Annotated in this window: 22 protein-coding genes; 12 read left to right on the top strand and 10 right to left on the bottom strand. The window is 69.7% G+C overall.

The annotated features are described in order from the left end of the window. Positions 1–2: 2 nt before the first annotated feature. The 3 genes from OG246_RS03355 to OG246_RS03345 all read right to left on the bottom strand — a co-directional run bounded on the left by OG246_RS03355 (position 3) and on the right by OG246_RS03345 (position 1564). The gene (locus OG246_RS03355; protein ID WP_266455574.1) at positions 3–626 is read right to left on the bottom strand and encodes a thiol-disulfide oxidoreductase DCC family protein; all 624 of its coding nucleotides are present in this window, start codon (positions 624–626) and stop codon (positions 3–5) included. A gap of 5 nt (positions 627–631) precedes the next feature. Next, positions 632–1039 carry a hypothetical protein gene (locus tag OG246_RS03350; RefSeq protein WP_266455572.1) on the bottom strand — a complete coding sequence of 136 codons (408 nt, stop codon included), beginning with the start codon at positions 1037–1039 and terminating at the stop codon, positions 632–634. A gap of 114 nt (positions 1040–1153) precedes the next feature. Beyond that, on the bottom strand, positions 1154–1564 hold the full coding sequence (locus OG246_RS03345) for a VOC family protein (protein WP_266455569.1): 411 nt from the start codon (positions 1562–1564) through the stop codon (positions 1154–1156). A gap of 219 nt (positions 1565–1783) precedes the next feature. Between OG246_RS03345 and OG246_RS03340 the strand changes: the two genes are divergently transcribed. The 7 genes from OG246_RS03340 (at position 1784) to OG246_RS03310 (ending at position 8318) form a co-directional block, all read left to right on the top strand. Then, on the top strand, positions 1784–2176 hold the full coding sequence (locus OG246_RS03340; protein WP_266455566.1) for a hypothetical protein: 393 nt from the start codon (positions 1784–1786) through the stop codon (positions 2174–2176). Next, positions 2173–4650, top strand: coding sequence for a DUF4132 domain-containing protein (locus tag OG246_RS03335; protein WP_266455563.1), 2478 nt, complete (start codon positions 2173–2175; stop codon positions 4648–4650). The genes OG246_RS03340 and OG246_RS03335 overlap by 4 nt, the downstream gene beginning before the upstream one ends. Before the next feature lie 179 nt (positions 4651–4829). Continuing rightward, positions 4830–5543 (top strand): thioredoxin domain-containing protein, encoded by a 714-nt coding sequence (locus OG246_RS03330; protein WP_266455561.1) that lies wholly within the window; start codon positions 4830–4832, stop codon positions 5541–5543. A gap of 140 nt (positions 5544–5683) precedes the next feature. Then, on the top strand, positions 5684–6187 hold the full coding sequence (locus OG246_RS03325) for a TM2 domain-containing protein (RefSeq protein WP_266455558.1): 504 nt from the start codon (positions 5684–5686) through the stop codon (positions 6185–6187). Next, entirely contained in the window at positions 6180–6587 is a 408-nt protein-coding gene (locus OG246_RS03320; protein ID WP_266455556.1) for a DUF2752 domain-containing protein, read from the top strand. The genes OG246_RS03325 and OG246_RS03320 overlap by 8 nt, the downstream gene beginning before the upstream one ends. 308 nt (positions 6588–6895) lie before the next feature. Then, entirely contained in the window at positions 6896–7159 is a 264-nt protein-coding gene (locus OG246_RS03315; protein WP_266455555.1) for a TM2 domain-containing protein, read from the top strand. 166 nt (positions 7160–7325) lie between these two features. Next, the gene (locus tag OG246_RS03310; protein ID WP_266455553.1) at positions 7326–8318 is read left to right on the top strand and encodes a hypothetical protein; all 993 of its coding nucleotides are present in this window, start codon (positions 7326–7328) and stop codon (positions 8316–8318) included. Positions 8319–8395: 77 nt separating this feature from the next. On the opposite strand, the gene OG246_RS03305 is transcribed toward OG246_RS03310, so the two are convergent. From OG246_RS03305 to OG246_RS03285, 5 genes are all read right to left on the bottom strand, one after another. Then, positions 8396–9175, bottom strand: coding sequence for a succinate dehydrogenase iron-sulfur subunit (locus OG246_RS03305; protein ID WP_266455551.1), 780 nt, complete (start codon positions 9173–9175; stop codon positions 8396–8398). Next, positions 9175–10929 (bottom strand): succinate dehydrogenase flavoprotein subunit, encoded by a 1755-nt coding sequence (sdhA, locus tag OG246_RS03300; RefSeq protein WP_266455549.1) that lies wholly within the window; start codon positions 10927–10929, stop codon positions 9175–9177. Before sdhA ends, OG246_RS03305 begins: the two co-directional genes overlap by 1 nt. Positions 10930–10952: 23 nt before the next feature. Continuing rightward, positions 10953–11444, bottom strand: a complete 492-nt coding sequence (locus OG246_RS03295) for a succinate dehydrogenase hydrophobic membrane anchor subunit (RefSeq protein ID WP_266455547.1) — start codon at positions 11442–11444, stop codon at positions 10953–10955. Positions 11445–11449: 5 nt separating this feature from the next. After that, entirely contained in the window at positions 11450–11830 is a 381-nt protein-coding gene (gene sdhC, locus OG246_RS03290; protein ID WP_266455538.1) for a succinate dehydrogenase, cytochrome b556 subunit, read from the bottom strand. A 166-nt stretch (positions 11831–11996) separates the two neighbouring features. Beyond that, positions 11997–12653 carry a 2-oxo-4-hydroxy-4-carboxy-5-ureidoimidazoline decarboxylase gene (locus OG246_RS03285; protein ID WP_266455536.1) on the bottom strand — a complete coding sequence of 219 codons (657 nt, stop codon included), beginning with the start codon at positions 12651–12653 and terminating at the stop codon, positions 11997–11999. A gap of 611 nt (positions 12654–13264) precedes the next feature. Here OG246_RS03285 and OG246_RS03280 point away from each other — a divergent pair. The 5 genes from OG246_RS03280 to OG246_RS03260 all read left to right on the top strand — a co-directional run bounded on the left by OG246_RS03280 (position 13265) and on the right by OG246_RS03260 (position 17715). Further along, a complete protein-coding gene (locus tag OG246_RS03280) occupies positions 13265–14842 on the top strand; it encodes a glycoside hydrolase family 20 protein (protein WP_266455534.1) in 1578 nt (525 codons plus the stop codon). 171 nt (positions 14843–15013) lie between these two features. After that, entirely contained in the window at positions 15014–15856 is an 843-nt protein-coding gene (locus OG246_RS03275) for a DUF4328 domain-containing protein (protein ID WP_266455531.1), read from the top strand. 91 nt (positions 15857–15947) lie between these two features. Then, complete coding sequence (locus OG246_RS03270) at positions 15948–16451, top strand: hypothetical protein (protein ID WP_266455530.1); 504 nt, start codon at positions 15948–15950, stop codon at positions 16449–16451. Between the two features lie 123 nt (positions 16452–16574). Next, on the top strand, positions 16575–17162 hold the full coding sequence (locus OG246_RS03265; protein ID WP_266455528.1) for a hypothetical protein: 588 nt from the start codon (positions 16575–16577) through the stop codon (positions 17160–17162). Between the two features lie 172 nt (positions 17163–17334). Beyond that, positions 17335–17715, top strand: coding sequence for a hypothetical protein (locus tag OG246_RS03260; protein ID WP_266455525.1), 381 nt, complete (start codon positions 17335–17337; stop codon positions 17713–17715). 97 nt (positions 17716–17812) lie between these two features. On the opposite strand, the gene OG246_RS03255 is transcribed toward OG246_RS03260, so the two are convergent. Together OG246_RS03255 and OG246_RS03250 are read right to left on the bottom strand one after the other, a co-directional pair. Beyond that, entirely contained in the window at positions 17813–20548 is a 2736-nt protein-coding gene (locus tag OG246_RS03255; RefSeq protein ID WP_266455524.1) for an FG-GAP-like repeat-containing protein, read from the bottom strand. Positions 20549–20718: 170 nt separating this feature from the next. Further along, entirely contained in the window at positions 20719–22290 is a 1572-nt protein-coding gene (locus OG246_RS03250) for an SMI1/KNR4 family protein (RefSeq protein ID WP_266455522.1), read from the bottom strand. Between the last annotated feature and the right edge of the window lie 82 nt (positions 22291–22372).

Below are 22372 nucleotides of genomic sequence, written 5' to 3'. Positions count from 1 at the left end.
GCCTAACGAGTGGAACAGGTGCCGCTGTCGCAGCCGGGAGGGTTGTCGGTCCGGCCTGCGGGAGGGGTGTTGGTCCGGCCTGCGGGAGGGTTGTCGGTCCGGACTGCCGGAGGAGTGTTGGTCCAGTCGGTCGGAGGGTTGTAGGTCCAGCCCGACTGAGGGTGGTAGACCCATCCGTCACCGCTGTAGTAGGCACTCCCGCCCCAGCCGCTGCCGCTCCAGCCGCCGCTTCCCGCCTTTCGGCTGTCCCTCCACTTGGCGGCGGCGAGCATCGCGCCCTTCGCGAGGTGCGCACCCGCCGGTGTGCTCAGCCGGTGAGCGAGCGGCCGGTGCTCGCGCAGCGCCCACAGGCATACGACCCAGGCGGCGGACCCCCGGTAGACCTGTCCGCCGTCCCCCACGACGGTGATCTCCTCGAGGGCGGCCCGCTGGTCCAGCGCCGGGAACCGCTCCCCGGCCTCGGCGGACCCGGCCGGAACGAACCGGAGCGGCACCAGCTGCGGCTGCTTGCCCAGCCAGTCGCGCAGGAAGGTACAGAGCGAGCACTGGGCGTCGTACAGGACGGTGAGCCCGAGGACCGGGACGCGCGCGGCGTCCCGGTCCCGGGTGGCTGGGATGCCGGCCATCGGGGTCACGCCCCGGCCGACGGAGCGATCCAGTCGGTCGGCGCGACGGGCGGCAGCTGCTCCCGCTCCATGACGCCCCGGCGCCGGATCTTGTTGAGCACGTACACGTTGCCGAGGTGCATGACCCCGAGCACGAGCAGCACCACACCGAGCTTGGTCGACAGAGCCTCGAAGACCTCGCGGGCGTCTCCGATCTCGTCGTCCCCGTTCAGGTAGAGCGCGACGAAGCCCAGGTTGACCAGGTAGAAGCCCACCACCAGCAGGTGGTTGACGGCATCGGCGAGCTTCTCGTTCCCGTGCAGCACGTCGGCCAGAAAGATCCGCCCGTTGTGGCTGAGCGTGCGCGCCACCCAGACGGTCAGCGCGATGCTGACCAGCAGATAGATGACGTACGAGACGACCGTGAGGTCCATGTCCCCACCCCTCCATGCTTTCTTGAACGCGTTCAAAACGCTGTCGAGAAAGAATGTAGACCCGCTTTTGAACATGTTCAAGTCGAGGGAGATGGTGGGGCGGGGTGAGGGTGGTCACGCTTGCCGGCTGAGCTCCGGCCGCTTGCTGTAGTCGGTGAGACCGATGACGTTGCCCCAGGGGTCGGCGAACTCGACGGTCCATCCGGTGGCGCCGCGGAAGGGCGCGTCGAGGGCCTCGATACCCGCCGCAGCCAGCACCCCGGCCACGGCCCGCGCGTCCCGCACCTCCAGCCACACCCGAGGCGACGCCCACACCGGCGCCCGCCGACTCAACTCCTCGTCCAGCCGCAGCAACACCCCCGGCGTCTCCTTCCCCACCTTCAGCAGGGCGATCCCGGCCTCGTCGAGCCGAAACGCGACGGGGAAGCCGGCCCGCTCGTAGAAACCGACGGCCTCGTCGAGATTCCCGACGGGCAGGAGCATGTTGTCGAAACCGAGCAGCTCGTACGACTCATCATCTGACATGTCGTCAGATTAGGTGGGTGCGCTTCGGGCGGCTCGGGGGCTGACCGTGGGGGTCACCCGTTGGGGGGAGGCGGGTGACATCCCATGGGTGCGCTGAGTCGGCACGCGAGACTCCGCCGCATGGGGGCAACCTTGAGCTCCGCATCGGAGTCGATCGACGGGAGTCTCGGCTTCTCGCGGGCCGCGTGATTGTCAGTGGTGCCTCGTACTGTCGGCGGCATGGGAATGGTGATGTTCGTCGACGAGACGACCAGTGGGGGCCGGGGCGCGGGCTGGGGGCTCGAGATCGCCGAGGAGCGGCTCAGTGCGCGTGAGTTGATCCGGCGGCGGGTCTTTCAGGAGGTCGCCGAGTACAACGCGCGTATGCCGAGGGTGTTCCAGGGGCTTGTGCAGCCGGAGGACGCGGAGCGCGTGCTGAACGGGTACGCGTTGCGGACTCCGCGGCGTATAGATCCCGATGCCCAGACCGAGCTGGCGCTCAAGGCGTTCGCGGGCAATGGTTTCCTGCTGCTCGTCGGGGACCGGCAAGTGACCGATCTCGACGAGGAGATCGAGCTGCTGATGGGCACCGAGGTCACGTTTCTCAAGCTCGTCGCCCTGGTGGGTGGATGATGACGAACACTCCTCGATCCCACCTGCAGCGGGTACGGAACCAGGCCGACGCGGGGAATATGGGCAAGCTCGCCGACGAGGTACTCAAGGCGGCCGTCTCCAGCAATGGCCACTGGGGTGGCGGTTGGGCCGAGATCCTCGAGCTTCTGCGGAGCCTGCCTCTGGAAGAACGGCAGCGTCTCGCGCACGCGCTGGTGGACCGCTTCCACTCGCTGACCGAGGAGTCGGCGGCCCGGCCGAACGTGCTGATGCTGCTCGGCATCATCGGCCGTGATCTGCCCGACGACTTCTTCCTCCCCACCGAGCGCCTGGCGGAGCTGGTGACGCTCGGCGGACGGCACTCCTTCTGGTACGCCAGCCGATTCGACGTCCTCGCGGAGGCGGAGCTCGCGACGGGCCGACCGCTTCCGCCCGCCGTCGTCGCCGTCTTCCGCCGCACCGCCATGGTCGCCTACCGCTCCGACTCCCTCGCCGAGCTGGTCAAGAAGCTCCCGGACCCCGTCCTCAACGTCGGCGAGGAGTGGGCCGAGCGGGCCATGGAACAGATCGCCGGACCGGGCGACCTCTGGCACGCCCTGCTCTCCCACGCCATCACAGCCACCGCGTCCAAACCCACCGCCAAGTGGGACAAGCAGGCCCGCCTCCTCATCGACACTCTCGGCGCGGACCACGTCCGGGACACTGTGCTGCCCTGGCTCGCCCTCGTCGGCCGCCCCCGGACCTTCCCGCTCGAACGCCAGACGTACGAACCGGACATCAACAGCGCCTACGACCCCTACAACGCCGACGCCCTGCGCGGACTCGCCTGGCTGCTCTCCCTCCTCCCGCCCCACCCCGACACGGCCCGGGCGCTCGGCGTGCTCGTAGAGACCTCGCTCAGGAAGGTCGCGGGGCTCGGACCGCGCAACCCCAAGGTCGCCAACGCCGGCGTGATCGCCCTCGCCCGCATCGACAGCGAGTCCGCCCTCGCCGAACTGGCCCGGCTGGCCACCCGGGTGACGTACAAGAACACCGCGAAGCTGCTCGACGGCGCACTGGAGGCGCGGGCCACCGCACTCGGGCTGAGCCGGGAGGAGATCGAGGAGCTGGCCGTCCCGGCGTACGGGCTCAGCGAGGTGGGCCGTGCCCGCCACCAGTTCGGCGAGGTCACCGCCCTCCTCGACGTCCACGGCGGCAAAGCGGTGCTGAGCTGGCGCAGGGCCGCCGGCAAGGCGGTCAAGAGTGTGCCCGCAGCCGTGAAGCGGGACCACGCCGACGAGCTCAAGGAACTCAAGGCCGCCGTCAAGGACATCGACAAGATGCTGTCGGCCCAGAGCGAGCGCCTCGACCGGCAGTTCCTCGCCCGTCGCACCTGGACGTACGCCACCTGGCGCGAGCGCTACCTCGACCACCCCCTCGTCGGCACCCTGGCCCGCCGCCTTCTCTGGACCGTTGACGGCACCCCGGCCGGATTCGCCGACGGTGAGCTGCGCACCCTCACCGACGACCCGGTGAGCGGAGCAGCGGAGGTCGAGATCTGGCATCCCGTGGGACGCGAACCCGCCGAGATCGTCGCCTGGCGGGACTGGCTGGAGCGGCACGCGATCACCCAGCCCTTCAAGCAGGCCCACCGCGAGGTGTACCTGCTCACCGACGCCGAGCGCACCACGGGCACGTACTCGAACCGGTTCGCGGCGCACGTCCTGCGCCAGCACCAGTTCAACTCCCTTGCCGCGATCAGGGGCTGGCGCAACAAGCTGCGCCTGTGCGTCGACGACTCGGCACCGCCGGCCAGCCGTGAGCTGCCGCAGTGGGGGTTGCGCGCCGAGTACTGGATCGAGGGCGACGGCGAGGAGTACGGCGAGGACACCACCGAGTCCGGCAGCTATCTGCGGCTGCGCACGGACCAGGTCCGCTTCTACCCGATCAACGCCCCGGAGAACTGGGCTTCCTGCTACGGCGGCGAGTACAGCATGTGGCTGCGTGACGGGCAGGACCCCGTCGAGCCTCTTCCCCTCAGCGAGATCCCGGTCCTGGTCCTCTCCGAAGTCCTGCGCGACGTCGACCTGTTCGTGGGCGTGGCGAGCGTCGGCAATGATCCGACCTGGCAGGACGGCGGCCCCGGCGGCCGCTTCCAGGAGTACTGGTCCTCGTACGGCTTCGGTGAGCTGAACCAGAGCGCCGAGACCCGCCGCCTCCTCCTCGACCGCCTGATACCCCGCCTCGCGATAGCCGACCGCTGCACCCTGGAAGGCCGATTCCTGCACGTCAAGGGCGAGCGTCACACGTACAAGATCCACCTCGGCTCAGGCAACATCCTGATGAGCCCGAACGACCAGTACCTGTGCATCGTCCCGAAGTCGAGCGGCACCGCCCCGCAGACCGGTTACCTGCCCTTCGAGGGCGACCGGACGCTCGCCGTCATCCTCAGCAAGGCGATGATGCTCGCGAAGGACACGGAGATCACGGACCCGACGATCCTGAGCCAGCTCTGAAGCCGAGCGACAGCTATGGACAGGCATGGGCCGGGAGATCGCTCCCGGCCCGAGGGCGGTCGCCTGCCGACAGATATCAATGGCAGGGATACGCGCGCGTGCTCTACTGTCCGGCGTGATCCGGGGAGGGACGCGAGTTGCTCGTGCGTGGTGGTGGGGGAAGATTCGCGGCGGTCGTTGTGACCGGCGTGCTGGGGTTGTTCCTGGGCGGCTGCGGTCAACGCGCAGGGCAGGCGGAGCCGGAGAGGACAGCCGCGTACGCCGGTCTGGGGGAGTTGCCCGAGAAGCTTGACGCGGACGGCACCACCATCGTCGTAGGGGATCCCGAGGCCTCGCTGACCGTCCACCTCTACGAGGACCCGCGCTGCCCCTACTGCGAGGAGTTCGAGTCGACGGGCGGCGGGCCCGCGCTGCGCGCCCTGACCGAACGGCGTGAGGTGAAGGCCGAGTACACCCTGGCTTCCTTCCTGGACGACAGAATGGGAGGCAGCGGCTCGAAGAAGGCGGTCAACGCCCTGCGTGCCGCGCTGGAGGAGGGGAAGTTCGCCGAGTACCACGCCGTGCTCTACGAGAACCAGCCCGAGGAAGTCGTCGACGGCTTCACCGAGGCGTATCTCCTCGAGCTGGCCGGCGAGGTCGACGGGCTGCGCGGCCAGGCCTTCGACTCCGCCGTCAAGACCATGAAGTACCGCGACTTCGTGACCAAGTCCGAGCAGGCCTACGAAAGTGCCGGTGAGGACGATCCGCGGGGCCCGGGGACTCCCACCGCTGTGATCAACGGCGTGCGCGTCCCCGAGGGCTCCGCGGCGGTTCTCTACGACCAGGAGCTGTTCAACCAGTTGCTGGAAGAGATCAAGGCGCAGCCGGGGCGATGGGCGTCCTTGGGGCTCTGAGTCGCCCGGTCCTCAGGATGCCGACCTGTGCCGACTTCTCTCCCGGCCCTCTGCTCCTGCAGTATGACCGACAGCCTTGTCGGCCACATGGCCGACAAGCGTGCCCAGCGTCCCTCGCGCGAAGATCAGGAGTGACCCCCTTGACCGAGCAGCCCCAGCCCCCCGAGCAGCCCCAGCAGCCCTCGGACCAGCCGCCCGGCTACGGCTATCCGAACCCCGGTCCTGTCCCGCCCGACGGTGCGAACCCGTACGGGGCCGGCCAGGCGGGCGCCTACCAGCAGCCGGGTCCGGGGGCGTACCAGCAGCCGGGCGGGTACCAGCAGCCCGGGCCGTACGGCTACCCGCAGCAGGGTTACCCCATGGGTGCCGTGCCGCCCGGCATGTACACCGGCGACCCCAACGCCCCGTACGGCTACGACCCTTACGGCCGCCCGTACTCCGACAAGTCGAAGATCGTCGCGGGGATTCTCCAGCTCACCCTCGGCAGCCTCGGCATCGGGCGTTTCTACATAGGCAGCGTCGGTATCGGCATCGCCCAGCTCTTCACCTGCGGTGGTCTGGGCATCTGGGCCCTGATCGACGGGATCCTCCTGCTGACCGGCAACACCGCCACGGATTCCCAGGGGCGGATCCTGCGTGGCTGAGCCCGGGTCCGGGCGAGGGACCGTCCTGCGGCACCCGGCGACGGCACCCCTTGCGGTGTTCGTCGCCGGGGTCGCGGGCGCCGGCTATCTCTACGGCACCGATCCGCACGAGCCGGGGCATCTGCTGCCCCAGTGCCCGTTCCGCTACCTCACCGGGCTGCTCTGCCCGGCCTGCGGCGGCACCCGCATGGTGTACGACCTGATGCATGGCCAGTTCACCGCAGCCTGGCACGACAACAGGATGCTCCTGCTGGCTTCCCCGTTCGCGCTGGTGTTGTTGGGGCGCTGGTTCGTGGAAGGGATGCGAGGGCGTCGCTGGCGTCCGACGCTGAGCCCGCGGGCCCAGGCGTTGGTGCTGGTGGTGGCCGTGGCATGGACCGTGGCCCGCAACGTCGTGTGAGCAGGGTGAGCCGGATGAGTCGCCCTGAGGGCACCCGTGTTGAGGCAAGGGCCCTTGCCTGTCTGTCGGCCATGACTTCGCTGAGAATTGGCCAGAATTTGATCACGGAACAGGAACGATCCAGAACGATCTAGCGTTCTCTCTCCCACCCTCCCCTGCAGTTTCTCTATGCTTCCGACGTCACAGGGGGGATGGCGCGGTTCGTCATACGTCATCGCAAGTAGGCGTTTTTTGCCATGGGTTCCCTCCTGGATTCCCCCGGAGCACTCCGCTCCGGTCTCTCATCGGTCATCCCAGGAGCAACTTCCATGTCTGTCCCCACCCCTGACGCACCGTTCGGCGTCGACCACCAGGGCCGCCCCCTGTCCGACAAGTCCAAGATCACCGCGGGCCTCCTCCAGCTCTTCCTGGGTGGCCTCGGTGCCGGTCGCTTCTACGTCGGCTCCACGGGCGTGGCCATCGCCCAGCTCTTCACCTGCGGTGGTCTGGGCATATGGGCCCTGATCGACGCGATCCTGTTCTTCACGAGCAACGACCGCACGGACAAGCAGGGTCGTGTGCTGCGCGGCTGATGCCGCCCCAGACGACGGGGGCCCGCACCCGGCACGGCGATGATGCCGATGGCCGATGCGGGCCCCGGCTCACGTCGGTTCCCAGGGACCACAACCAGGTCCTGGGAACCGGCGTTTTGTCGTGCGCGGCCGGTCGTTGTCAGTGGCGCGTATTAGCGTCGGGGGTATGGATCTCGTGATGTCGCCCTGGGAGGCCGGGGAGAGGGTGGAGTACGTCCAAGAGCTGGTCGGCAAGGGTGACTTGGACAAGCTCGCGCAGGTGCTGCTCTTCTCGTCGGCGGAGCACGAGGGGGTCGGCGTGGGTGCCGTGCTGCGGACGATGCCCCAGGGTGATCGCGAGGTGCTCGCCCAGGCCTTCGGCGAGTACGTCGGCACTACGCGTGGCGTGGGCGACGGCCGGGAGCGGGGACTTGTGCTGCTGGCCCTGGTCACGAGGACGTCGGCCGCCGGCGCCTGGTGCGATGCCTGGAACGCGTTGCTGGAGAAGTGGGCCGAGCGGTACTGGTACGCGCAGACGATGGACGAGCTGTGGGTCCTGAGCGGGGCACTTCTGGACGCGGGGCGGTCCCTCTCGGGTGAAGTCGTGGGCCTGCTCCGCCGGTCCGAGCTGGAGGGCTTCTGGGATCACGTTCCGACCGCGTCGATCCTGGAGCGTCTCACCGAGCCCGTGCTCAACCCCGGTGAGCCTTGGGCCGACTCGGTGCTTGCCGAGTTGCCCACGCTCGGGGCGGAATGGATCGTCCTCGTACGACATCTGCTGGCCGTGCCCGGTGGTGCCCACACTCGGGCCTGGGACCGGCGCGCCGCCGAGTTGACCGACGCCCTCGGCCCGGAGAGGGTTCGCCGCACCGCCGAGGTGTGGCTGGAGCGGGCCGCGGAGGGCGCCGGCGGCTCCGATGGCGCGTATGACCGGTACAACCGTCCCGCCATACGGGGACTCGCCCTGCTGCTCTCTCTGTTGCCGGCTCACCCGCGCACCGTGCGTGTCCTCGGCGCCTTGGTCGAGCGGCCGCGGGTGAAGGCGACGGTCGCGGGCTCCGGTGTGCAGGCACTCGCCCGTCTTGCGGGTGGGGCCGGGCGCCCGGAGCTGGAGCGGCTCGCCGACTGCGTCACGCACAAGGTGACCCTCAAGCAGATACGGGCGGCGTTGGCCGTGTGAGGTGCCGGCAAGCGCGAAGCCCCGCCCCCGGCTTGCAAACCGGGAACGGGGCCCACAGTGACGTACGACCAAAAACCTCAGAACCGCCGAGTGATCAACGCCCGCTTGACTTCCTGGATCGCCTTGGTGACCTCGATACCTCGAGGGCAGGCGTCCGTGCAGTTGAACGTCGTGCGGCAGCGCCAGACGCCGTCCTTGTCGTTCAGGATCTCCAGGCGCTGCTCACCCCCTTCGTCACGCGAGTCGAAGATGAAGCGGTGTGCGTTGACGATGGCGGCCGGGCCGAAGTACTGGCCGTCGTTCCAGAAGACCGGGCACGAGGACGTGCACGCCGCGCACAGGATGCACTTCGTGGTGTCGTCGAAGCGCTCGCGGTCCTCGGCGGACTGGAGGCGTTCCCGGGTCGGCTCGTTGGTGTCCTTCGTGATGAGGAAGGGCATCACGTCGCGGTACGCCTGGAAGAACGGCTCCATGTCGACGATCAGGTCCTTGAGGACCGTCAGGCCCTTGATGGGCTCGACCGTGATCGGCTTCTCGGGGTTGAGGTCCTTGATCAGCGTCTTGCAGGCAAGGCGGTTCTTGCCGTTGATGCGCATGGCGTCCGAGCCGCAGATGCCGTGCGCGCAGGAGCGGCGGAAGGTGAGGGTGCCGTCCTGGTCCCACTTGATCTTGTGGAGGGCGTCGAGGACGCGCTCCTTCGGGTCGATCTCCAGCTGGAAGTCTTCCCAGGTCGCCTCCGCCGAGACTTCGGAGTTGAAGCGGCGGATGCGGAACGTGGCGGTGATGTACGGGGAGTCGGCGAAGCCTGCCTCAGGCTTGTCGGCGGGCTCCGCCTTGTCCAGGGTCGGTGTTGCCATCAGTACTTACGCTCCATCGGCTGGTAGCGGGTCTGGACGACCGGCTTGTAGTCGAGACGGATGGACTCGGTGCCGTCGTCGCCGACCTCGCGGTACGCCATGGTGTGGCGCATGAAGTTGACGTCGTCGCGGTTCGGGTAGTCCTCGCGGTAGTGACCGCCGCGGGACTCCTTGCGCGCCAGTGCGGAGGTCGCCATGACCTCGGCCAGGTCGAGCAGGTTGCCCAGCTCGATGGCCTCCAGGAGGTCCGTGTTGAAGCGGCGGCCCTTGTCCTGGATCGAGACGTTCCGGTAGCGCTCGCGCAGCTCCGCGATCTTCTCGACCGCCGTCTTGATCGTCTGCTCGGTGCGGAACACCATCACGTTGGCGTCCATGCACTCCTGCAGCTCGTTGCGCAGGACTGCGACGCGCTCCGTGCCCGTGGAGTTGCGCAGGTGCTCGACCTGCGACACGACCTGGGAGGACGGGTCCTCGGGCAGCTCGACGTAGTCGGCCTTCGCCGAGTACTCGGCGGCGGCGATACCGGCGCGCTTCCCGAACACGTTGATGTCGAGGAGGGAGTTCGTGCCGAGGCGGTTCGCGCCGTGCACCGACACGCACGCGACCTCGCCGGCGGCGTACAGACCGGGAACCACGGTCGTGTTGTCGCTCAGCACCTCACCCTGGACGTTCGTCGGGATGCCGCCCATCGCGTAGTGCGCGGTGGGCTGGATCGGGATCGGGTCCGTGTACGGCTCGATGCCCAGGTAGGTGCGCGCGAACTCGGTGATGTCCGGGAGCTTGGCGTCCAGCTGCTCCGGGGGAAGGTGCGTCAGGTCCAGGTAGACGTGGTCACCCTCGGGGCCGCAGCCGCGGCCCTCACGGATCTCCGTGTAGATCGAACGGGAGACCACGTCTCGCGACGCGAGGTCCTTCATGACCGGCGCGTACTTCTCCATGAAGCGCTCGCCGTCCTTGTTGCGGAGGATGCCGCCCTCACCGCGGGCGCCCTCCGTCAGCAGGATGCCCATGCGCCAGATGCCGGTCGGGTGGAACTGGAAGAACTCCATGTCCTCCAGCGGCAGCCCGCGACGGTAGACCGCGGCCTGGCCGTCACCGGTCAGCGTGTGCGCGTTCGACGTCACCTTGAAGAACTTGCCGGTGCCGCCGGACGCGTAGATCACGGCCTTCGCCTGGAAGACGTGGATCTCGCCGGTCGCCAGCTCGTACGCCACGACACCGGCCGACCGCTTGACGCCGTCGACCTCGACGATCAGCTGGTCGAGGACGTAGAACTCGTTGAAGAACTCCACGCCCTCCTTCACGCAGTTCTGGTAGAGCGTCTGGAGGATCATGTGGCCGGTGCGGTCGGCCGCGTAGCAGGAGCGGCGCACCGGCGCCTCGCCGTGGTTGCGGCTGTGACCGCCGAAGCGGCGCTGGTCGATCGTCCCGTCGGGCGTCCGGTTGAAGGGAAGGCCCATCTTCTCCAGGTCGAGGACCGAGTCGATGGCCTCCTTCGCCAGGATCTCGGCGGCGTCCTGGTCGACCAGGTAGTCACCGCCCTTGACGGTGTCGAAGGTGTGCCACTCCCAGTTGTCCTCTTCCACGTTGGCGAGCGCGGCGGCCATGCCGCCCTGCGCGGCGCCCGTGTGGGAGCGGGTGGGGTAGAGCTTCGTCAGCACGGCGGTGCGGCTGCGCTTCGTCGACTCGATCGCGGCGCGCATACCGGCGCCGCCTGCGCCGACGATGACGGTGTCGTACTTGTGGATCTTCATGAGTGGTTGCCTCAGCCCCGTGCCTAGCGGATGTTCGGGTCGAAGGTGAAGATCACCAGCGTGCCCAGCAGAATCGTGAACACCGTGGCGGTGTACAGCAGGCCCTTCAGCCACAGGCGCGTGTTCGCGCGCTCCGCGTAGTCGTTGATGACCGTACGCAGGCCGTTGGCGCCGTGCAGCATCGCGAGCCACAGCATTGCGAGGTCCCAGACCTGCCACCAGGGGGACGCCCAGCGGCCGGCCACGAAGGCGAAGCCGATCTTGGAGACGCCGCCGTCGAGGACGAGCTGGATGAGCAGGTGGCCGAGGACCAGGACGACCAGGACGATGCCGGACAGGCGCATGAAGAGCCAGCCGTACATCTCGAAGTTGCCGCGGGTCGACTTCGGGGTCTTCTTGGTCCGCTTGCGCGGGGCCTCGATGAGCGGCGCCGGGTTGTCGACGCTGTACGTCGACAACTCGCCCGCGCCTTCGACGGGGCCGATGCCGGATGCGGCGGTTTCAGTGGTGGACATCTGCGTCAGCTCCCGAAGACTTCGCGGAATGCGTGACCGAGGACGGGGTAAAGGGCCCCCACCATCAGCACGACCCAGATACCGACGACGGACCACAGCATCTGCTTCTGATAGCGCGGGCCCTTCGACCAGAAGTCGACGGCGATGACACGCAGGCCGTTGAGCGCGTGGAAAAGGATGGCGGCGACGAGGCCGTACTCCAGCAGCGCGACGAGCGGCGTCTTGTACGTGGCTACGACCTTGTCGTAGTCCTCGGGGGATACACGAACGAGAGCGGTGTCCAGCACGTGTACGAACAGGAAGAAGAAGATGAGGACGCCGGTGACTCGATGAGCCACCCAGGACCACATTCCTTCCCGGCCGCGGTACAGCGTTCCAGCCGGCACGGAAAACCCTCCGGGAGCGGGGATTGGGGCCGCGCCGGCTTCGGTGTCGGACGGGCCCGGCCGGGTACGGTCCACCGGCCCTGGCCATCGTAGCGACGCTTTGTCGGAACGCTTACAGCGGCCCCACTGGTGTGATCAAACAGGCAATCAAACAGGCACGTACGGGCTATCGGGCCGCCCGGAATCCATGCGTTTCGACGATTCCGGGTTCTTCGCCCATGTCGGCCCAGCTGCCGTCTCCGCTGCCGTCCCCGTCGCCGTCCCTGTCCGTTTCGAACATGTTTGCAAGGCGGGTGAGCCTGCCCCGGGCGAGTCGCCTGAGCTCCTCGGCCGCGAGGACGCGCTCCTCCTCGGGGTCGTTGGCGAGGCGGGAGCGGATTCCGGCGAGCACCTGGTCGAGGGCCTCGTCCGGGGCGAAGCCGTCCAGGCAGATGACGAACACGTGCCCGAAGCGGCTCTCGTACGCGGCGTGCGCGGCGCTCAGTGCGGTGTGGGCGGCGGAGTACGCGCCGTCCGGGAGCAGCGTGAGCGACTCGCCGGCCAGCGCCTCGGCGAGGTCGGCGGGCGTCAGGTCGTACGCCGCCTCGTCGGCCGCGGCGAGTAGCGCGTCCAGATCCGGGTAGGGCCGGTGCTCGACCAGGCGGTGGGCCCAGCGCAGGCTGCGGCAGCAGGTGAGGAGGGCGCGCTCGACCGTGTCGGCGGGTGCGGTGTTGAACCGCTCCGGGCGGGCGGGCGGGGACGGCGCCGCGCTCTTCTGCTCGGGGAGGTGGGGGAGACGGTGCGGGGGCAGCGTGTGTCCTCGGCGGTGGGATTCGCGTGACATCCGGTGGGCGTCACGTGCGGATGTCACGTGTGGTTCGGCAGGGGAAGGAGGGAAAGTTGTGATGCTCACGCTATCGAGGAGTGTCGGGAGCTGTCCGACGGATGCCCGAATTTCACCCGGACGGGAGTGTTTCGGAACGTGTGGTGGACGGTTGGGGTGGGGAAGGGGGCCTAGGTTCACTGAGGGGGACTTACGAACTGGTTCTGTACGACCTGGCGATGCGACCTCGGTGGCGAAGTGAGCGGCGTGATGCGGATCGTGATGTGTGATGTGGCGGGGATCGGGTGTGCGGGTGCGGGTGGTTGGGGTTTTCGCCCCCTCCGCCCCTTCCCGTCCCGTTCCTGGGGCTCCGCCCCAGACCCCGCTCCTCAAACGCCGGAGGGGCTATTTCTAGCCCGTCCGGCGTTTGAGGACGAGGCCGTTCAGGCCGATACGGGGGTCTGGGGGCGGAGCCCCCAGGAACAAGGGACGGGTAGGGGCGGAGGGGGCGAAAAACTCCCGGCCGTCGCCGGAGTCGGCGCCCTGCGGAGCGTCGCCCCGTGAGCCCCGGTCGGCGGCGTGCGCCGGTGCGGGGGACTGGGTGGGTTCTGGTGGCGGGCGGGGGAGTCGTCGTGGCCGGGGCCGCCGCGCTCACCGTCGCGTTCTGGCCCGCCGGGGACAGTGGCGAGCCGGCGGGGGCGCAGGTGCCGACGGGCGGTACGTCGGTGAGCGCGTCCAGCGTCGGGCCGACGGCGCCCACCAGCGCCTCTCCCTCGCCGACACGGACGTACCCCCTGTCCCAGACCCCCCGCACCATCCCCGCCGTACGCGAACACACCCCCGCCAGGGGCCCCGGCTGGCGCCCCGCCACCGGCGCCCGCGTGGTCGTCGCCGACAGTGACCTCGCCGACGAGGGCCGGCTGCTCGCCGGAGAGCTCAAGATGTCGTACGCGGGGGAGACGGAACCCCGGTCCGGGGACGTCGAGTTGGGCCTCGACGACGGAACCTCGGGCGTGGAGTCGTACACCCTGACCGTCAAGAACGGTCGGGTGACGATCACCGCCCCCGGCGACGCGGGCGTCTTCTACGGCACGCGCACGCTCAAGCAGGAGGTGAACGGCGGCGGCACGGCGCCCGAGGGCGTCGTACGCGACCGGCCCGCGAAGCCGCAGCGCGGGTTGATGCTGGACATCGCGCGCAAGCACTTCACGGCGGACTGGATCGAGGACCGGGTCCGGGAGCTGGGAGACCTGAAGTTCAACCAGCTCGGCCTGCACTTCTCCGACGACCAGGGCTTCCGCATCGAGTCCGACACGCACCCGGAGATCGTGTCGAAGGAGCACCTCACCAAGGCGCAGATCCGCGAGATCCTCGACCTCGCCGCGAGCCGGCACATCACCGTCGTCCCCGAGATCGACTCGCCCGGTCACCTGGGCGCGGTCCTCGCCGCGCACCCCGACCTCCAGTTGCGCAACGCGCAGGGCGTCGCCTCGCAGGGCTCTCTGGACATCTCCCAGCAGGCGTCCGCGGACCTCGTCGACGAGCTGCTGAACGAGTACGCCGGTCTCTTCCCCGGCGCCTACTGGCACCTCGGCGGCGACGAGTACCGGGCGCTGACGGTCGCGAACCCCGCGGCCTCCTACCCGCAGCTGGCCACCGCGGCCGTGAACACCTACGGCGCGGGCGCCGGCATCGCCGACCTCGCGACCGGGTGGCTCAACGACCGCGCCGAGGTGATGCGCGGGCACGACCGGACGCTGCGGGCCTGGAACGACGGGTTCTTCCCCGGGGGCCAGGTGCAGGCCGACAGCGATCTGCAGGTGGCGTACTGGACGGGCAAGGAGATCGGTGCGCGCAAACCCGTCGAATACCTCAGCGCGGGGCGCGAGTTGATCAACTACAACGACGAGTACCTCTATTACGTCCTCGGCGAGCCGCAGACCTTCGTCTACCCGACCGGGCAGCGCATCTACGAGCAGTGGACCCCGCTCGTGGTGCGCGGAACGACGCCGGTCCCCGCGAAGTACGACGGGCAGATCCTCGGCGGGAGTTTCGCGGTGTGGTGCGATCTCGCGGGCTCGCAGACCCAGGACCAGGTGGCGGCGGGGATCAGGATGCCGTTGCGTGCGACGGTCCAGAAGCTGTGGGATCCCGGCAAACCCGCGCTGTCCTGGGCGGACTTCAAGAAGCTGGCGGACCGGCTGGGCTGAATCGGCTGGACGTACGGGCAGGGCGAACCGTATCTTCCGCTTGCGTATTCGATACATGCAGTCGATTGCCGGGTGTGCCCTTGGGAGGGGCACGCCCGCTTCTTGTGTCGGCAGGGCTGTCGGCACGGTTCTGTCGGCACGGTTCCTGTGCCGGTGATTCGGGGGATTCCCATGTTCTGCAAGAAGTGTTACTTCGCCACGGCGTCGACGTCAGAAGGCCTGTGCGCCGACTGCGCCGATGAGGCGGCGTCGGTGTCCGCCGGTGTGCCCGCGCCCGCCGGTGGTCCCGTGCCCGCGCCACTGCCCGCGGCGCCACCCCTGCCGACGGGTCCGATGACTCTGCCGCACGGCCCCGCCTGGCTGCGTTCGCCGGTCGGCCTCGGCAAGTCCGTCGCCATACTCCTCGGCCTTGTCATCGCCACGGACCTCTTCGCGGTCTGGGCAGACCTCAAGATGTACGACGTGACGGGCTTCATCGTGGACGGCGACTACAGCGATGCCGTCCAGCGGGAGGCCGAACACGCGGACACGGTCTACGCCGTGGCCGGGTACATGCAGACGACCTCCCTCGTCGCAGCCATCGTCGTCTACCTCATCTGGTTCCAGCGGATGAGGGTCAACGCCGAGGTGTTCAACCCGTTCGGGCACAGCAAGAGGCGCGCCTGGGTGATCTGGGGCTGGTTCGTACCGATCGTGAACCTGTGGTTCCCGCGCCGGGTCATGCTGGACATCTGGGATGCGAGCACCCCCGTGGGCTCCCGCGGTTCGCACGGGCTGGTCAACGCCTGGTGGACGCTGTGGATCATCTCGCTGATCGCGGACCGGGCCGGGTCCACCTCGTACCGCAACGCCGAGACGCCCCAGGAGATCCAGGACGCGACCAGCCAGATCATGCTGGCCGACGTCATGGACATCGCGGCGGCCGTGCTCGCGATCCTCGTCGTGCTGCGGCTGACGCGGATGCAGAACGAGAAGGCGCACCAGGGCCAGGGCCCCCTACCGGTCGGCATCTGACCGCGGGGCGGATTGCCCGATTAGGTAGCGAACTCCCGTACGCCTGTGGTGTATTCGGCCCGAGCCGAACCGAGACGCCGGGGGGACGGGAATGGGCTACTGGGGGTACTACGTCGTGGGCAGGAGCGAGCAACCGCTCGCGGAGCTGGACGCGTTGGCGGGGGCGCCGGGCATGGTCCTGCAGGCCATGGCGCCCGGCGGCTGGCAGGTGTGGGAGTACCCGAGCGGTGACGGGGACGTCGGGAGCATGAACACGCTCGCCCGGGAGACCGGGGCGCCCGCGCTGTTCGGGTACGTCATGGACAGCGACTGCGTGGTCGTCGAGGCGGCCGCGCCGGAGAGCGGCGCGTGGACGACGTGCCTGGCGCGGGCCGCGATGGCCGGGTACCTGGGGGCGGGTGAGGAGGGGCTCACCGTCGACGACTACTTCCTGGAGCCGGCCGACGCCGCCGAACGGGCCGTCGCCTGGGCCGCCGAAGCCGGGCACACGGTGGTCGCCGGGCCGCTGCTCGACGTACTGACCGCGAATCCCGACCTGTTGGCCGAAAACCTGCTATTCAGGTTCCTGGACCGGCTCGGCGTCGTACCTCTGTGAGCTTCTTTCAGCTCCTGTGACACTCCCGGTCTGTCGCACGCAGTAAGGGGAGGTGCGGGCTCCGTTAGAAACAGGCGCCCTGTCCTGGTGTTCGCGGAGTTCGAGTAGGTCGAGGGAGGCGCGATGAGCCTGGTGGAACTGATTGCTCTGGCCGACGAGCGTGGGCTGGCGGCGAGCGGGCTGGCTTGTTTGGACCGGTGCGTTCCCTTGCTGGGCGGCGATGACGACGATGTGCTGCGGCCCCTGTGGACGAGCCTGGTGGATGGGGAGGCTTGGGGGGAGCGGGTCGAGAAGGCGCGGGCAGATCTGGGCGAGCCGGGGGACTCCGACGCCGACGTCGGCTCTACCTCCGGTGCCTCGCCCGACGACCAAGCCGCGTTCCTCGTCCGCCGCATGCTCGCGACCGTTCCGCTCGACTCCTCCCTCGATGCCCTGCGGGCGTGGGCCGACGCCTGTTCCGTGGCGGCCCTGCGGATACACGAGCTCCTCGACATCGCCGCCGACGGCACCTCCTCGGTAGAAGCCCGTCGCGAGGGTCGTACCGACGGCATGTCACCGCTCGTCGCCGCCGAACTCCGGCGCCAGATCGCCATCCTGGAGCTGCTCGCGGACCGGGGCGCGGGCGGCCTGCGGCTCGTCCTGGGCCAGTCGACGGAGGGGCGGCGGGTGTTGCGGGCGGTGGTGTCGCGCCGGGCGCGGGGGCGGGCGTAGGCGGCCTGACCGGGTGGTCCGTACGACGCCCTCCGCCTCGTAAACCCGCTCGCTGCGAGAGTCCTGTGCCCGTCCTGCGGGCGCTGTGGGCACCGTGGGGCGATCCCGCACCCGTGTCGGGGAGTCGCTGGATCCGCGTGACGAATTCCGTTCGGAGGGCGCTCTTCCGAGTGTGAACGCAACTCGAGCAACCCGGCCCCAAGCTGCGACGAAGCCCATTCGCTGGGCGGCGGACGCGGTCGCGACGATGCGCGAGGGGGCGCGGCTGCGCCTCGACTACTCCGCGCAGAGCCTGTGGCGCGTCGACCGGCTGATCGAGGAGATACGCAGGGAGGGAGCGCCGTACGCCGCCGTCGAGACGGTGCTGCGCGGCTTCGGGGCGTACGGCGGTGAGGTCGTCGCCCGGTGCACGGGGGCGGAGTGGTGGGAGACGGGCGGCGACCACTGGATACGTACGCCCGACGGGCGGTTGTGGGACCCGATCGACGAGGCCCGCCGCTGTTACGCGGGCGACGGGTCGCTGCGGCTGCTGTGCCGGGAGGCCACGCGCTGAGCCCGCGAGCCGGCCTGCGATGGCCGATGTGACCCGGCCGGCGATGGCCGATGACCGTCCGCGGCGGCGGAAGCGCCCGCCGCCGCGGAGGTCGGGTCTACGGTGCGACCACCTGGCCGAGGCGGGCGCCCGTGGGCGTACCCAGCGGGGTCCTGCTCAGGATCGCCGTCGTGGACAGGCCGAGGCCGGTGCTGTTGCTCGGGACGTACATGAGGATGCCGTTGTTCGCGTCCTCGCCCTCGGCGCCGAGTGTGAGGTCGGCGCGGCCGTACCCGGACAGGTCGGTGAGGGAGACGGCCGAGCCCAGCTTGTCGTTGGTCTCCGTGGCGCCGGGGACGCCGGTGGTGTCCTGCGAGACGGAGACCGAGCCGGAGCCGGTGAGGCCGGCGGAGGTGCCCTTGACGAGGGTCACCGTGCCCGCGTTGGCGCGGTTGACGCCGTCGCGGGCGAGGTCCTCGCCGGGGGCGCCGGTGAGGACGTCCGCGTAGCCGTCGGCGTTGTAGTCGCCGGTCGAGACCGAGCTGCCGAAGGCGTCGCCGGACTCGTCGCCGCCCGGAACGCCGGTCGTGTCCTGGTGGATGACGGTCATTCCGGTGGTGGTGAAGCCGGTCGCGGTGCCGGGGACCATGGTGACCTGGCCGCCCGCCCTTCCGCCGGACTCGGTGGCGGACGGCTGGCCGATGACGATGTCGTCGTAGCCGTTGCCGTTCACGTCGCCCGCGGCGATCGAGCGGCCGCCCCTGACGCTGATGACGGACACCTTCGTCAGGCCGGACGCGCCGCCCTTGAACCAGGTGACGCGGCCGATGCCGCCCGCGTCACGGTAGTTGAGGGCCACGTCCGCGTAGCCGTCCCGGTTGAAGTCGCCGGTCGCGGCATCGGCGTACGCGATCGCGCTCGTCGAGGTGGTGAGGGTGCCGGTCTGGGTCGCGCCGCCGGTGAGGCGGGCGTTCCAGTTGCCGCCCCTGCCGGTGCCCGCGGCGAACACGTCCGCCTTGCCGTCGGCGTTGAAGTCGGCGACCGCGACGGCCGCTCCGAGCTTCGCGCCGGCCGCTGTCACCGTCGAAGTGGCGTACGAGAAACCGGAGTTGAGGGCGGGGCCGTACAGGACGGTGACCGAGCCGCGGTCCGCGTTGCCGCTGGTGTCGTCCTCGCCGGGGGAGCCGACCGCGAGGTCCGCGTAGCCGTCGCCGTTGACGTCGCCCCAGGCGGTCGCGGCGCCGAAGCCGTCACCGGTCTCGGAGGTGCCGGGGACGCCGGCGCTGTTCTGCGTGAGCGTCCGCTTCGAGGCCGCGACCGGGCCGTCGAGACCGCCGGGGACCACGGTGACGATGCCGCCGCCTGCTGTCGGCGTACCGGCGACGAGGTCGCTGACGCCGTCGCGGTCGTAGTCGGTCGTGGCGAGGGCGTGCGAGACGCCGGGGAGCTTGGCCAGGGTGGCGATCTGGGAGAGCTTCTTGTAGAGGTTGGCGCCGGGGCAGGCCGTGGCGTTGGTGTCACGGTGGCCGAAGACGCGCGGCAGGGTGACCGACTGCCCCTTCGCGACCTTGTTGCCGTCGACCCCGGCATCGACGCCGGACGTCAGCGTCACCTTGCCGGTCGGGTCGATGCCGTACATCCCGAACTTCCAGGCGACGATCCGGGCGATGGCGTCGAGCCCTGCGCGGCTCGGCTGGGCGCTCTCGTAGTTGCCGAGGTAGGAGATGCCGACCGTGTTCGTGTTGAAGCCGACGTCGTGCGCGCCGACCACGGGCAGGTCCATGCCGCCGCTGCGGCCCTCGAAGATCTGGCCGCACCTGTCGACGAGGAAGTTGTAGCCGATGTCGTAGTAGCCGCGGGAGAAGTGCTCCTGCTGGATGGTGCGCAGGCGGGCGCGGGACTGCGCGCAGGAGAGTTTGTTGTCGCTGTCCACGCCGGTGTGGTGGATGACGGCTGCCTTGATCTCGGTGCCGTAGGTGGGGGTGCCGTCGTAGGCGGTGGAGGCGCCCCACTGGGACTGGGTGATGATCGGGGGCTTGACGACCGTTGAGGGGCGGGGCGCCGGGACGGTGTTGGTTGGGGTGGGGGTGGGCGTGGGAGACGGCGTGGGGGAGATGGTGTCCGTCGGGGTCGGCGTCACCGTGTCCGTCGGGGTCGTCGAGTCAGTGGGCGCAGGCGTACCCGTGCCCGTACCCGTGTCCGTCGGAGTCGCCGAGTCCGTGGGTGTCGCCGAGTCGCTCGCCGCGGGTGTGGTCTCCTCCGCGGGGTAGGCGTACGCGGCGGGCTCGGCCTGCGTCGTGGACGCGCCCGTCGGACCGGTGCCCGGATCCGTACCCGGGTCGAGGAGCCGCACGTCCATCCCGGCCGGCTGCCCCTTCGCCTCGGTGCCGTCCGCGCCGACCACCCGCACCTCGACGCCGTCCGCGTCGCCGGTCCACAGGGACGCGGTGCCGCCGCGTGTCCCGGCGTGTTCGGCCTCTTCGCCGTCGGCGGAGAACGGGTCGTCCGGCAGCTTCTGCCAGCCCGACCAGGTGCCGCTCTCCCGCTCGCGGTAACGCACCTCGGGGGTGCCCTTCGGCTTCGCCCCCGGGTCGCTCCAGGTCAGCATCACCGCGTTGAACCGGTCGGTGCCCTGCTTGTCCAGGCCCTTTCGGCCGGCGCCCTCGTCCTTGAGCTTCACGGTGTGCACGGCAGGCTTGCGGGAACCGGCGGTCTTGTCGCCAGCGGGCCCCGACGGATTCGCCGCGGCGTACGTGACGACTCCCGCCCCTCCCAGTACGACCGCACCTATCGTCAGCCATGCTCTCCGCTTCAGACTCAGCGGCTTGTACGCATGGGTCGTCCTGCGACTCAACTGCCCCACCCCTAGAAAACGTCAACAGAAAACGTCAACGGAATACGTCAATGGAAAACGTCAACAACGGTCGACAGCCCTGAACAGGGCCACGACAGGCCCACCCGTCACAGGGGTGGCCTGCTTACCCAGCGCACAGAGATCGCAAAGCGTCACCACAGGACCGCGATTCATCCCCCGGCGGTCTTGAGGGTGCCGGTGACGCGGAGGGCGTTCTCGGTGTCGAGGCCGAGGCGGGCCGCCCAGGCGAGCGCGTCGTCGAGGGAGGCTTCCGCGTCTGCCAGGCGGGCGGCGGCGAGAGCGGGGGGCGCGTGGCCCTCGTTCAGCAGGGCGGTCCACTGGCGTCCCGTGAGGGAGAGGTAGCGGAGGTCCGTCAGGCCGGCCAGGACGGCCGGGTCGGGGATGTCGGCTCCGGAGAGGTCGAGGCCGCGCAGGTGGGGGACCGTGTGCAGCGGGGTGAGGTCGGCCGGGGCGGTGGTGGTCAGGTCGAGGGAGGCGAGGTGGGCGTGGCCCCTGAGCGGGGTCAGGTCGCCGCCGTCGAGGGTGATGCGCAGGGATTCGACGGGCAGTTCGCGCACCGGCGTCAGATCGGCGGTGGTGGAGCGGTTGAGGTGCAGTCGGCGGAGACTGGGGGCCGCGGTGAGCGGGGCGAGGTCGACGAGGCCGGTGGCGTCGTTGATGTGGATTGCCTGGAGGGTGGGCGGGACCTCGTCGGGGATGGCCCCGATGATCTGCTGGGGTGCGGGATCGCGGGCGGGTTCCCGCAGGTGGATGTGGTCGCCGTTCTTCTCGTACGCGCCTTGGTCCAGCAGGTCCAGGTAGTGGCCGAGGAGTGAGGTGATCGAGTCGGCGACGTAGGCGGGCCCGTCGTCGTAGTCGCGGCCGGTGCGGATGAGCTGGCCGGGGCGGCCGTTCCGGGCCGGGGCGGTGTCGACGGCCAGGTAGTTGCCGTCCTCGCTGGTGGCGAAGCGCAACCAGCCGGGGTGGCCTCCGCAGCGTCGCACGGTACCGGCCGGGGTGGCGTCGAAGACGACGGCGTCCCATTCCAGGTCCCAGCCGAACCAAGGCCGTTCGCCCGCGCTCCAGTCGGTGTGCTCGGCGACGATGCTCTTGAGCGGCAGCCAGGCGTTGCCCTGGAACAGATAGCGGTTCTCGTACTCGATGCCGTCGCCGTCGGCGATCAGGTAGAGCGCCCGCAGGTCGGCGGGCAGCGGGCGGCCCAGGCGGCGTTCGGCTTCCTCGATCGCGGCGACGGTGGCGGGCGGGGGCAGTTCGTCGGGGTGTCCCAGGATCGCGGCGCGTCGTTCGAGGTAGGCGCGGAAGCGGGCCACGGCCAGTTCGGGGTCGCCCGCCGGTGCGGCGGTGCCGGGTTCCTGGTGCAGGCCGGGCTGGGGCAGCCGGTGGTCGGGGTCCAGCACCACCTGGAATCCGCCGCCCGTCCCGGTCACCCGGCTGATGGCGTCGTTGAAGGCGACGAGCCGGTACTCGCCCGACGGCCGGCACACGATCTCGAGGCTGACGGGTTCCCAGCCGTGCTCTGCGCGCAGTGTCTCCGCCAGCGCCATGAGCTCCATGTAGGGGTTGGGAACGCGGTCGTTCCAGTTGCCGCTCCGCGGGGCGTACTCGCCGGTCACCGAGGTGCCGCCGCGCCCTGCCCGGCCGTGCAGCACCGCGCGCGTCCAGCCGCTCGGGGCCTTCGAGACGATCGCCTCGACTATCGGTCGTACCGCCTGCTCCAGCATGTTCCGCTCCCATGCCCGTTGATGTTGCCGGGCATCATGGCAGCGGCCACTGACAGCGTCGGCAGCACGTCAGGCGGGGGCG

Source organism: Streptomyces sp. NBC_00620, assembly GCF_026341825.1.
Lineage (GTDB): Bacteria > Actinomycetota > Actinomycetes > Streptomycetales > Streptomycetaceae > Streptomyces.
This window is presented reverse-complemented; position numbering and strand designations above follow the sequence as displayed.